11 protein-coding genes, 2 tRNA genes and 1 pseudogene are annotated in these 11,705 nt (G+C 45.2%); 7 read left to right on the forward strand and 7 right to left on the reverse strand.

Annotated elements, in window-relative coordinates; all coding sequences use genetic code 11:
• The coding region (locus F6K20_RS01755) for a LuxR C-terminal-related transcriptional regulator (protein WP_502708802.1) at positions 1–103 on the forward strand (103 nt) is incomplete at its 5' end.
• 73 nt (positions 104–176) lie between these two features.
• A complete protein-coding gene (locus tag F6K20_RS01760) occupies positions 177–1,457 on the forward strand; it encodes an aspartate aminotransferase family protein (protein ID WP_287248905.1) in 1,281 nt (426 codons plus the stop codon).
• Between the two features lie 17 nt (positions 1,458–1,474).
• Here F6K20_RS01760 and xseA read toward each other — a convergent pair whose 3' ends face one another.
• Positions 1,475–2,710 (reverse strand): exodeoxyribonuclease VII large subunit, encoded by a 1,236-nt coding sequence (gene xseA, locus F6K20_RS01765; protein WP_287265672.1) that lies wholly within the window; start codon positions 2,708–2,710, stop codon positions 1,475–1,477.
• A 764-nt stretch (positions 2,711–3,474) separates the two neighbouring features.
• Between xseA and recA the strand changes: the two genes are divergently transcribed.
• Complete coding sequence (gene recA, locus F6K20_RS01770; RefSeq protein WP_008180323.1) at positions 3,475–4,560, forward strand: recombinase RecA; 1,086 nt, start codon at positions 3,475–3,477, stop codon at positions 4,558–4,560.
• 303 nt (positions 4,561–4,863) lie between these two features.
• On the opposite strand, the gene F6K20_RS01775 is transcribed toward recA, so the two are convergent.
• Positions 4,864–5,163 carry a DUF3493 domain-containing protein gene (locus F6K20_RS01775; protein ID WP_008180324.1) on the reverse strand — a complete coding sequence of 100 codons (300 nt, stop codon included), beginning with the start codon at positions 5,161–5,163 and terminating at the stop codon, positions 4,864–4,866.
• A gap of 66 nt (positions 5,164–5,229) precedes the next feature.
• On the opposite strand from F6K20_RS01775, the gene F6K20_RS01780 reads away from it, so the two are divergent.
• From F6K20_RS01780 to F6K20_RS01790, 3 genes are all read left to right on the forward strand, one after another.
• A tRNA-Thr gene (locus F6K20_RS01780) sits at positions 5,230–5,301 on the forward strand.
• A gap of 394 nt (positions 5,302–5,695) precedes the next feature.
• Entirely contained in the window at positions 5,696–5,812 is a 117-nt protein-coding gene (locus F6K20_RS01785) for a photosystem II reaction center protein I (protein WP_071986807.1), read from the forward strand.
• 262 nt (positions 5,813–6,074) lie between these two features.
• A complete protein-coding gene (locus F6K20_RS01790) occupies positions 6,075–7,760 on the forward strand; it encodes an LptA/OstA family protein (protein WP_287293476.1) in 1,686 nt (561 codons plus the stop codon).
• A 185-nt stretch (positions 7,761–7,945) separates the two neighbouring features.
• Here F6K20_RS01790 and F6K20_RS01795 read toward each other — a convergent pair whose 3' ends face one another.
• The 4 genes from F6K20_RS01795 to F6K20_RS01810 form a co-directional block, all read right to left on the reverse strand.
• A complete protein-coding gene (locus F6K20_RS01795; RefSeq protein ID WP_008180972.1) occupies positions 7,946–8,632 on the reverse strand; it encodes a lecithin retinol acyltransferase family protein in 687 nt (228 codons plus the stop codon).
• Positions 8,633–8,684: 52 nt separating this feature from the next.
• On the reverse strand, positions 8,685–10,136 hold the full coding sequence (locus F6K20_RS01800) for a hemolysin family protein (RefSeq protein WP_202799164.1): 1,452 nt from the start codon (positions 10,134–10,136) through the stop codon (positions 8,685–8,687).
• Between the two features lie 126 nt (positions 10,137–10,262).
• Positions 10,263–10,409, reverse strand: a complete 147-nt coding sequence (locus F6K20_RS01805; RefSeq protein ID WP_008180976.1) for a hypothetical protein — start codon at positions 10,407–10,409, stop codon at positions 10,263–10,265.
• A gap of 46 nt (positions 10,410–10,455) precedes the next feature.
• Positions 10,456–11,178: a hypothetical protein gene (locus F6K20_RS01810; RefSeq protein WP_044492411.1), complete on the reverse strand. Its 723-nt coding sequence runs from the start codon at positions 11,176–11,178 to the stop codon at positions 10,456–10,458.
• A 166-nt stretch (positions 11,179–11,344) separates the two neighbouring features.
• Between F6K20_RS01810 and F6K20_RS01815 the strand changes: the two genes are divergently transcribed.
• Positions 11,345–11,417, forward strand: a tRNA-Ile gene (locus F6K20_RS01815).
• A gap of 53 nt (positions 11,418–11,470) precedes the next feature.
• Here the strand turns inward: F6K20_RS01815 and F6K20_RS01820 are convergent.
• Positions 11,471–11,705 (reverse strand): annotated as a pseudogene (locus F6K20_RS01820) (hypothetical protein); the annotation flags it as partial.

Raw genomic sequence — 11,705 nt, forward strand, 5'->3', positions numbered from 1 at the left:
TCAGCGTACCATAGAAAGTCATGTGTCTAACATGCTAGGGAAAACTGTTCTCCATAACCGTACTGAATTAGCCCGTTGGGCAATTGAAAATAGTATGGCATAACGCTCCATACGCTCATTGGTAAAGCCTAGCAAGCCAACCTTGACCGTTCACTAATCACACAAGGACTAAGCTCGTGAGCCCAGAAACTATTGTTAACAATCCCACCCGACCGGCAGAGTCAGCTCCGGCTGGGGGTGCACCTTATGACCTAACTGAATTTGATGCTAGGGTCATGAAAACCTATGGACGCTTTCCTATTGCCTTAGAGCGGGGTGCCGGTTGCCATGTCTGGGATACTTCCGGGCGAGACTATCTTGACTTTGTGGCAGGGATTGCTACCTGTACCTTAGGTCATGCTCACCCAATTGTGGTAGAAACGGTAATTAAGCAAATCCAAAAGCTAAACCATGTTTCCAATCTCTACTACATTCCAGAGCAAGGGGCATTAGCGAAGTGGCTCATTGACCATTCTTGTGCAGAACGAGTATTTTTCTGTAACTCGGGAGCGGAGGCTAATGAAGCTGCTATCAAACTGGCACGGAAATATGGCCACACTGTGCTCGATATTGAACAGCCAGTGATTTTGACCGCTCAGGCCAGTTTCCATGGGCGAACCTTGGCAACAATCACAGCTACTGGCCAGCCTAAGTACCAGAAAAACTTTGACCCCTTGGTACCTGGGTTCGAGTACGTACCCTACAACGATATTCAGGCATTGGAAAATGCGATCGCAGATATTGATGAGGGAAATCGCCGGGTAGCAGCAGTGATGCTGGAACCATTACAGGGAGAAGGAGGTGTTCGGCCAGGAGACCTAGACTACTTCCAGCAAGTTAGAGAGATCTGTGATGAAACTGGCATCCTGCTGATTCTGGATGAAGTCCAGGTGGGTATGGGTCGCACTGGTAAATACTGGGGCTATCAGAATCTGGGAATAGAGCCAGATATCTTCACCAGTGCCAAGGGATTGGCTGGTGGCATTCCCATTGGAGCAATGATGTCTAAGAAATTCTGTGATATCTTCCAACCCGGAGAGCACGCTAGCACCTTTGGTGGTAATCCATTTGTCTGTGCAGTCGCCCTATCTGTAGGAAAAACCTTGGAACAGGAGAATATTTTGCAAAATGTTCAGGTGCGGGGTGAGCAGCTGCGCACCAGACTAACAGCGATCGCTCAGAAATATCCCGAAGTTATTGACGAAGTGCGAGGCTGGGGTCTAATTAATGGGCTTGTACTAAAATCAGATATCGATCTGACTTCCGTGGATGTAGTTAAAGCCGTTATGGAACGAAGTTTGTTGTTGGTACCAGCAGGACCAAAGGTAGTTCGCTTTGTTCCACCCCTAATTGTGTCAGCTCAGGAAGTTGACCAAGCGGCTCTTATTGTAGAGCAAGCCTTACAAGCTTTAGCTTAACCGTCAACGGTCAACCGTCAACTATCAACAATGTCGATAATCTTGACTTTAACTTGACCCTCACCTAACTGAATTTGTAGTTCTTCTCCAGGAGCCAAATGCCCTGTAGACGAAGCAATGGTTCCATCTGAGGTGCGCACTAGTGCATAGCCTCGTTGTAGGACTTTTTGAGGGTCAAGGGTATTGAGTTTTTCCTTGAGAAGTTGACAGTGCTGGATCCCTTGGCTCAGACGCTTTGATGTCACTTGCAACAATCGCTGATGCTGAAATGCAATCGCATTTTGTTCCTGGTGTAGTTGTTGGTCTAGAGCTAGGTGTCGCAATCGTGTTCGTAGATGGTGCAGTTGATGGCGAGATGCCTGTGTGATTTGAGTCACCGCTTGATAAAGGCTAGTCTGCCGCTGTTGATGTTCAGCATAAAGGGTGATCAGTTCTGGTACAGCTTGTTCCGCTGCTGCTGTCGGGGTGTGAGCACTGTAGTCAGCTACTAAGTCAGCTAAGGATTCATCCCGTTGATGACCAATACCAGTGATCACCGGTATTGAGCATTGAGCAATTGCTCGCACCACCCGTTCATCATTGAAACAAGCTAAATCCTCTGATGCTCCACCCCCCCGAGCTAATATCAGCAGTTTGGCTCTGCCATCCCGCTCGACTCGATCAATAGCGTTAACTATTGATGTGGTCGCAAGTTCTCCTTGAACCTGAGCTGGTGAAAGCAAGACTCGTAAACCAGGATACCGTTGCTGTAGTGTACGTTTAATATCTCCCCAAGCGGCAGCTTGGGGGGAGGTAACCACAGCAATAGTTTCAGGATGAATCGGCAAGGGGCGCTTTCGTAGTGGGTCAAATAATCCTTCTGCTTCAAATCGTTGACGTAATTGGCGTGAGCGCAAGGCTTGCAACCCCTCACCCGCCGGTAAGGCTTGCCAGACATTCAGCTGATACTGTCCCCGCTGAGGATAAACTCGAAGGCTGCCCAAAATAATCAATTGTTCTCCTATTACTGGTAGTTGCACCAGCTTGCTTAACTGGCTCCTCCAGGCTACACACCGTATAGTAGCCTTGGCATCTCCGTCTTGGAGGGTAAAAAACATCCCTTTTGGATGGTGGTTACTACTAGAGACTTCTCCAATCACCCAAACTCTATGGAGTTGGTCATCTTCCTCTAACAACTCTTGGATATAGTCGGTTAACCCAGCAACCGACACAATTGCTTCTGAGAATAGGGAATTGATTGTAGATGAGGCCATTGTATCGGTAATCGTTAATAAATTAATAATTTTTCACATCATGCTCTTGAATGTTTCCTAGTGACTGATCGCGTAGCGTGGCCAAAGGCCTTTCAAGGCTTTTGCTGATTATATATAATCAATTTTAGTTAAATCCTGAACAAAAGTATTTCCTAGTGGGTAGCCCATGCCAAGATTGATACCCATAGCAACAGGTGCGCGCCCGTTCGCGCCCCGCGTATCCTAAGGAAAAGGTAAAGCGGACCTATGAGAAAATCCCACTAGTTCCTTTAAGATCATTTCTTTACAAGCAAGTACTTTTGTACTATACTTTACTCAAGTAACTGATCCTCCTCAGCATTCCTACCCAGCTTAACCAAGCAGTGTTGCAGAGAGCTCAAGGAGCTTAAACAGTTAAAATGGATCAGTAACTATAGTCTGGCCTGATCCTTGCATTTAAGAGCCAGAAGGATTGAACAACACCAATCTTAACAAGGGATGGGATTTACCAAACCGTTGGCCTAATATAGAGTATCAGTCAGATCGGTGAAAACCCCTAATTTCAATAAAATTAAAATTTACAGCACAGCTGTTGTTGAGGTATTTTCCCTCCTCCTGTGGCAATAACTACCACAAAGCGTGTTAGTCCAATCCTACTTTTAAGGTTGCGTGTAGGCGGTCTTTAACTCCTTGAGCAACATCCCCTCTCAATTCCCCATGTTTCTTTAGGGGGAGAATTCAAACTACCTAATTAGTCCCGATACAGTAAACTTTTTGAGGCATCCATGGCTACCCCAATCACAAACAGTCCCGAAAAAGAAAAAGCTCTGAACCTGGTACTAAAACAAATTGAGCGTAATTTTGGTAAAGGTGCCATCATGCGCTTGGGTGATGCCACCCGCATGAAAGTGGAAACCATTCGGAGTGGGGCAATTACCCTAGATTTAGCCTTGGGGGGTGGTCTGCCAAAAGGTCGCATTATTGAAATTTATGGCCCAGAAAGCTCTGGTAAGACAACCCTAGCCTTGCATGCCGTTTCAGAAGTGCAAAAATCTGGGGGAGTTGCAGCGTTTGTTGATGCAGAACATGCTCTTGATCCCACCTACTCGGCAGCTTTGGGGGTTGATATCGCCAACCTTTTAGTATCTCAACCTGACACAGGGGAATCAGCCCTAGAAATTGTGGATCAACTGGTTCGTTCTGCCGCAGTGGATATTGTTGTTATTGACTCTGTAGCTGCTTTGGTACCCCGTGCAGAAATTGAGGGGGAAATGGGTGATAACCAAGTGGGTTTACAGGCGCGGTTGATGAGTAAAGCGCTCCGCAAGATTGCTGGTAACATTGGTAAGTCTGGGTGTACTGTTATTTTCCTCAATCAGCTACGACAAAAAATCGGCATCACCTATGGTAGCCCAGAGGTGACTACGGGTGGTAATGCACTTAAGTTCTATGCTTCAGTTCGCCTGGATATTCGTCGAATTCAAACCCTGAAAAAATCTAACGAGGGGGAATATGGGATTCGTGCCAAAGTCAAAGTTGCCAAAAATAAAGTTGCCCCTCCTTTCCGCATTGCAGAGTTTGACATTATTTTTGGCCAAGGGATTTCCCGCTTAGGGTGTCTGGTGGATTTAGCAGAACAAACCAAAGTCATTCTGCGCAAGGGAGCCTGGTATAGCCACAATGGGGACAATATTGCTCAAGGTCGGGATAATACAGTTAAGTATTTGGTTGAACATCCCGAGTTTGCTGAGAATATTGAGCAGCAAGTACGTCAACAACTGGACATGGGAGCAGTAGTTTCAGCTAACTCAGTGGCTCCTGTGGATAGCAAGGAAGCAGATAGCATTGAAGCAGGAGAAGAAGAGGCTTAATCTATCAGCATTCAGCTATCAGCATTCAGCTATCAGCATTCAGCTAATGCCCTACGCGCACGCTACGGGAACAGCTTTTGAATCAAACAGGTAAGGATTGGTTTAATCTGAGTGAAGTCACAGGCTGGAAGCCTGTGCCACAAAGCTGAGTGCTGACCCCTGACCCCTGACCCCTGACCCCTGACCCCTGACCCCTGACCCCTGATAGCTGAATGCTTACAATTTACTTTTCTTGAGTGTACTTTCTAATCAAAAAGCGGTCTGTTTCTGGTGGCTCTACAGACGAGTATCATGGTTTTCCTGCTATAACTTGCGTTCTGCCTTATTTTCCAAGCGAAATAGCCAAACCATCAACATAACTACACCAATTTGCAGAGCCAAGTTAGGCATGGCAGTAGCTACAGCTTTACCAGCAGCTAACTGGGCTAGAAAAACCATTGCACCGATAAAACCAGAGGCACCGAAGGCAATATAGATAAACTTTCTTAAGCCTCGGTAGGGATGTTGGGCTTCTGCTTTTAGCCTGGCATACTTCTCGGGATTGATTTTTTGCCCAGAGACTTTGGGATTGGGGTAAGGTTTTTTTGAGTTCGAGTTGGTCATGAATGTTTTACCCTAACTTACCTGACTGATTTGCTGTAGTAATATTTGCTATATTAATAAACTGGTGCCGATGTAGCTCAGTGGTAGAGCATTCGATTCGTAATCGAACGGTCGGCGGTTCAAATCCGCTCATCGGCTTTGGGTAAGCAATCAGCAATCAGCAATCAGCAATCAGTTATCATTTATAAACTATCAGTTATCAGCTATTAGTTATCAGCTATTAGTTATCAGCTTATGGGTTAGGTTCGAGCGATTAAAGTCACAGGGTCGAAGCCTGTGCCACAAAGCTGACGGCTGACGGCTGACCACTGACCGCTGAATGCTTACCCAGCTTTTATGCCAGTTTTAAGGATATTAAAGGTTAAATGGGAGCCACCTTTAGGTATGATCTTAAAAAAGTATGAAGTTAGTCGTGTCGCAAAATCAGATGGTTTTTGATCTAGATTCCCAATTCTAGAAGTTTCACCATCAGACCAATGTCTCATGTACTACTTCATCTTCCGTATTTCATATCTTCTTGGGAGAACTCAACATGGCAACACTCAAAATCATTGTTTATATAGTGGTTAGCTTCTTTATTGCCTTATTTGTGTTTGGCTTCTTGTCAAACGATCCATCTCGTAACCCTAAGCGGAAAGATTTCGAGTAAATAGCGTTCGCGAAGCGGTTCCAAAGGAACATCGCATTATCATGTCAGGTCTATCAAAGACCTCAACTAGAGATAGCCACGGCTCGTGAAGACGGGATTATCTAGACAAAACCACGCTCTTAGATGAGGGTGGTTTTGTATTTATGCTTAATTAGTTGTAATATGGGCTGTCTTTGTCGATAACCGATTTGGAACTACAATCTTGGGGATTGAGTCAAGGATTGTTGGTCTGAATAGTAAAACACCAGCCAATTAGTGAAAAATGCCCCAGCCAGTTCAGCCGCCGGTCGTACCCGCAATTATTCAAACCGTTAAACCTTCCCAGACCACTAGCCACCTCGATGAATTATCTCAAAGAATAACCGTTTCGGCACCGTACCAAACACAGCAAAACCAGGTACTGCTCAAACCCTACCCAACAGGAGAGCTCAAGATTGAGGCTTTCCCAATATTAGCCACAGACAAAAGCGCTGCTAGCTTAGGTCTACCAATTTCCCGAGCAGTTGGCCAGACCTTGCCAAGCATAACAAACAGCCAAGACAATTGGCAACTAGGGCAAGGAAAACAGTGGCAACAAACTTTTCTAAAACCAGGAATCAAGCAACCACTCCATCCTGATTTAACCTCCTTACTCAATAGTCCAACTCCAGAAGCACCATCAACTCTGGAACCGGAATTTTCGACTAGGGTTTCTCCTAGGTTTTCCTCGTCGGTTACTTCTGAGACAGGGGTTGCTGATTCTGGGTATAATGCGGCCCCCCTAGCCCCCCAAGTTTGGGGGGAACAAAACCTTCAAAGTACTCCAAAATTAGGCGTTGCTGATTCTGGGTATGATGCGGCCCCCCTAGCCCCCCAAGTTTGGGGGGAACAAAACCTTCAAAGTACTCCAAAATTAGGCGTTGCTGATTCTGGGTATGATGCGGCCCCCCTAGCCCCCCAAGTTTGGGGGGAACAAAATCTTCAAAGTACTCCAAAATTAGGCGTTGCTGATTCTGGGTATGATGCGGCCCCCCTAGCCCCCCAAGTTTGGGGGGAACAAAATCTTCAAAGTCCCCCAAACTTGGGGGATTTAGGGGGCTTTCCCAAAACCAGACGATCCCACATTAATACTTCAATTCACCAAAGCCAACCTAATAGCCAACCTGAAATTAAACCTGAAATTAAACCTGAGCTAAGACCTGAGCCTGGGAATCAAGAAAGATTCTTCGCTGTTAACTCTTACCCCAAACGATGTTCTACTCTCGAAACCTTACCCAGGCCAGATGACCCCTTGAGCATCAATCCAAATTGCCCTTTGCCAATTCCTAGGAGCAAGCGTATTATAGCTCAAGAGCGGGGGGGAGAGACTAGAGAATTTGAGTTAATCATCCCTGAGCAATCTAACCCACCTTCCCTAGAAGAGACTGCACCACAATCAGACCAAGACTTGTCTCAACGCCAATCTGGTTCCGAGTTAGATTCGGAGGTTACTGCTCCCACAAGTACCTTCGATACTAATGAGCCAGACATACTTGAATTGACTTCAGACCGTCAGGAGTATGACGATACTAGACAAGTGATTACAGCAGTGGGTAATGTTACCTTGCGGTTTCAAGATGCCTTACTAGAAGCTGACCGTTTGCAAGTAAACTTGCCTAATAAGATTGTGGTCGCGGATGGGAGTGTGGCTCTCACCCGTGGTAACCAGGTGCTAGAGGGAGAGCGCTTTGAGTATTATTTTGTTCAAGATACTGGAGTGGTGTTGAAGGCTAGGGGAGAATTTGTCAGAGCAAGTTCAGATTCTGGGCAAACCACCCCAACTCAACCGGTCAGCCGCAGAATTATTAATAGCCAGCCCTTAGCTGGAATTAGTAATCCCGGAGCCTTTGCCATTGAGTTTGGAACTAAAAGTAAGTATATAAGCAAATATATAGTTATATCTGCCTATCCTCCCATCATCTATACGTAAGCATTCAGCCGTCAGCCGTCAGCCGTCAGCCGTCAGCCGTCAGTGGTCAGCCGTCAGCCGTCAGCCGTGAGTTTATTTTATTCAAAAGCTGATTACTGAGAGCTGATAGCTGATAGCTATTAGCTGAGAGCTGATAGCTGATAGCTGACCGCTCAAAGTAGCTTTCTGATTACTTAACCAACCCACTAGGTTTGTTGCCAGTTCATACGGTTGCGAATCAATGTTTCTGTCATCTTCGCTAACTGGTCTAATTTAGCTTTCTTGTCCGTCGCGCTTTTCTCATAGTTCCGCTTCCGCATCAAAGCCGCACGGGCTAAGTCTTCTCTATTGTTTTTAAGAGCTTGAATTGCCACTTGCTGCCAGACATTGATTTCTTTAAGTTCCTGTTTATACTTAGGTTGAATCTCATCCCAAACCACCCTGAGATCAGATAATGCTTGGTTAAGTAACTGGGTTGTATCGTCTTGCTTTGCTCCCTGAAGTGCTTGTTTTATAGCTTCGTACAAACCCTCGATTTTCATATTACTAATTACCGGAATAAAATCCTTGACTTGCTGGCTCTCACTTTTGCCAGTCTTGCACCAATTAGCAAAGTGTTCACAGTTATTAAAAATTAGATTATATTGTCTTTCCCCTAATCGACTTTCTGCTCGACGAATCACAACATCTGGAATTAAACAAACTGAGTACTGCCTGACATAAATTTTTGTTTCACCTAGAGCAAAGGTAGCCAGAGAAGTACGCTCAATTGTTTCAGTATTTTTGCGGTAGTGGATAACACTACCATCTCCACAGTCAATACCATGATGTTGGTAAACCCCCTCAAGGTTAAGAAACTTTTGGAATACGTAAATTTGATCTCCTCGCGCCATTCTTTTCTATTGGTTTTATCCAGAGCTAATCAAATAAAATTAACCAAAACTATCAAAGCCCTCCATTGTCAAAGGAAACATCATCCTTTCTGGGAATTATCGGCATTTGTTCAGAATCGGAAACATCTACTGAATTCTTACCTTGTGGCTGCTGGCGGCTTATGCGAATTTGGTTTAGGCGCGGTCCAGAAGCAGACACAACGGTCAATTCTAGATTGTCATAATTTAAGGTTTCACCGGGTACAGGAATTTTCTGAAACTTGTCCAGCAAAAAACCTCCCAAAGTATGATAGTCATCAATTACTGGTAGGTTTAAATCCAAAAGTTCGTTGACTTCTTCCATATTCATCTGAGCTTGCACCAGGAAGGTATACTCGTCGAGAATTTGTACAGTCAAGTCCTCGCTTATGTCAGATTCAGGTCCATCACCAATAATTTCAGCAATTAAATCCTTGAGGGTGACTAATCCAGCCGTACCTCCAAACTCATCCACCACCATCACCATTGCCAAATGCGATCGCTGCATCATCGGCAGTAATTCACTCAATGGGGTAGTTTCTGGGACAAACTTAGCTGGACAAATCCAGGATTTAATCGGTGTCTGAAGTCCTAGCTTCCCTTTAGATAAAGGTTTAGCCATTTTTTTGAAGTCGATAATGCCACGAATGTCATCTAGGGATGCCCCAATCACAGGATAGCGAGAGTGACTAGTCTTAGCAACTTCCTCTAACAAAATATCGAAGGTTGCTGCATGGGAAATAGCCACAAGACTGGTGCGGGGAACCATTACCTCTGCGGCTGTTACCTCCCCAAACTCAAACACATTTTTCAGTAGTTTTCTCTCTTCTGCTTCCAGTCCGATAGACTCCCGTTCAGTGGTAATAATCAGCTGCAACTCTTCCGGTGTTACACGGCTATACCAACCTTGACCAGAATATTGAACACCCACCAGCCTCAGGAGCCAGCGGGTAGATTGGTTCAAAATCTGGATAAAAGGATTAAAAAACCTGGCAATTACCAGACTGGGTGGTCCAAGAAACCGTGCTAGTTGTTCTGAGTAAAGTAAAGCCAGGGATTTGGGGCAAAGTTCCCCCAAAACAATTTGTAGATACGCAATCAGGAAAAATGCCACCAGGATTGCTAGGGAATGGGTAATAACTGGAGTTAGAGCTGGCGTTATTGGTAGCTTGGCTATCCCAGCTGCTACCAAGGTTGCCATGGTAGTCTCCCCAATCCATCCCAGAGCAAGGCTCGAGAGGGTAATCCCTAACTGAGTTGTAGATAGTAATCGGTCAATGCTCTGTTGCAAAGCCTGAACGGTCTTTGCTTGCACGTCACCCGCATCTACTAATTGGCTAATCCGCGATCGCCGCACGGCCACCATGGAAAACTCAGCCGTAACAAAAAAAGCATTGATCGCTATCAGTAGTAGCACTGATAACAATCCCAGCAAAACCTCTCCCTCAGAGAGGCTAATAGAAGCATCCACTGTTAGAAAAACCATTAGGTTGGCAACCATAGAAAAGGTGAAAGGTAAAAGCAAATAATTTTCATTTTTTGCTGGTTACGGTTGCCTTCTGATGTATCTTCCTAGACCTAGGGCAGCTTGGTATCGATTTATCGCTTACCATCAAAAACTTATCAGTTGTATTATGGGGTTTTCAGTTGTATGACTAGCATTTCCTTGAGCTAGTTCAAGAGTGCCAGTCAAGGGAATTTCTGATACTGGCTGGCGAAACTGGCTTAGTTGCTTGCTCTCAACATAGGCTTTTAGCATAGCGTCAACGTTTTATCCTTAACAACCATTCCCTCGACTTGCTTCGTTATCTAACTACAGGAATCTGAGACATTTTCAACTGTAGTTTTTGATCGGGATAATCGGTCAGTGTCAGGGAAAGCTTTTCGGAGTTCTCTAGTAAAGCTGTCGGTATGCTCACTGTTCCAGAAAATTCCTTGCCATTAGCCGGTAATTCTCCTGGTAAGCCTTCCGTAATTGCGCTTAAGGCACGACCGCGATCATCGGTAACATTCAAAAAGCTGTACAGAAACCTGACTGGATTAGAACTCTGATTCTTCAAGCTGACATCCAACATTAAAGAACCCTCCTGCACACTGGCAGAATTTACCGCTAGGGTGACTCCCTTATCCTGACTTTTAACCGGCAAATTTAGCTTAGGGTTTTTCCGAGTGAAGGATGCCTCTTTAGTCAATACACCAGACGATGACTCCTTCTGAGCTGGCTTAGACCAACTAATTTGCTTAGTTTTCTGGCTGTTTTTCTTAGCCGGAGGATTTTTACCCTTATTGTGTATGTGGGCGTGAACGTTAACCAAGATATCCTTCTCGCTCACAATCAAGACCCCTTCTTTCCCAGAAGAAGACCCCTTATTCCCTGTCAACTTTTTCTTAGGGTTAGTATCCGGTTGAGTAACTCCTTTGAGGGCTTCGTGACCGATAGAGAATCCCCAAAAGGCACTCACGACACCTGCACCTAACATCATTGTCAGTAGAACTATGGTTAGCGCTACAGTTGTGTTGAATTTCATAGCGTGATTAACGTTATTCCGAATTACCGCTGGTTCCGTGCTGTATTATAGTCCTGCTATACAGCTAGATTATCTTATGTTCTGTGAATTATCGGATAAATCGGGAATTTCTAGTTAGTGGTGTTGCAATAACCCGATTCAGGCTACCATAATAGAAAAGGATAACCCAGGGTTGGCCGAGCGGTTGAGGCAGCAAACTCATAATTTGCCCTAGGCAGGTTCAACTCCTGCACCCTGGATTTAACACTTGCGGTCAGCTACTACTATCACCCCATACTGATCTGCCCCATACTCATCTGCGCAGCTGTAGTATGGGCTGCGGTGCCAAGAAAAATTCTTGGTTTTCCACTTGGATTGGTATATCACTCGATTGCTCTAGCAACCGTAGGGAAGTATTGTAGGGGTTTGGTAAATCCAGAGTACGAATAACAGGGCCACTCTCTACCTGCTGCTTTAGTAAATCCCGATAAAGATTACTCACACGCTGAGCATCGCGCTCAAGTGCCAGTTCTGGAAACGCAGGTGGA

Origin of the sequence: Moorena sp. SIO2C4, from assembly GCF_010672485.1 — a bacterium.
GTDB lineage: Bacteria > Cyanobacteriota > Cyanobacteriia > Cyanobacteriales > Coleofasciculaceae > Moorena > Moorena producens.

Bases quoted from the DNA above. Each gene is read 5' to 3' on its own strand.
- xseA (WP_287265672.1), bottom strand. From the start codon at position 2,710: ATGGCCTCATCTACAATCAATTCCCTATTCTCAGAAGCAATTGTGTCG.
- recA (WP_008180323.1), top strand. From the start codon at position 3,475: ATGGCTACCCCAATCACAAACAGTCCCGAAAAAGAAAAAGCTCTGAAC.
- F6K20_RS01775 (WP_008180324.1), bottom strand. From the start codon at position 5,163: ATGACCAACTCGAACTCAAAAAAACCTTACCCCAATCCCAAAGTCTCT.
- F6K20_RS01785 (WP_071986807.1), top strand. From the start codon at position 5,696: ATGGCAACACTCAAAATCATTGTTTATATAGTGGTTAGCTTCTTTATT.
- F6K20_RS01790 (WP_287293476.1), top strand. From the start codon at position 6,075: ATGCCCCAGCCAGTTCAGCCGCCGGTCGTACCCGCAATTATTCAAACC.
- F6K20_RS01795 (WP_008180972.1), bottom strand. From the start codon at position 8,632: ATGGCGCGAGGAGATCAAATTTACGTATTCCAAAAGTTTCTTAACCTT.
- F6K20_RS01800 (WP_202799164.1), bottom strand. From the start codon at position 10,136: ATGGTTTTTCTAACAGTGGATGCTTCTATTAGCCTCTCTGAGGGAGAG.
- F6K20_RS01805 (WP_008180976.1), bottom strand. From the start codon at position 10,409: ATGCTAAAAGCCTATGTTGAGAGCAAGCAACTAAGCCAGTTTCGCCAG.
- F6K20_RS01810 (WP_044492411.1), bottom strand. From the start codon at position 11,178: ATGAAATTCAACACAACTGTAGCGCTAACCATAGTTCTACTGACAATG.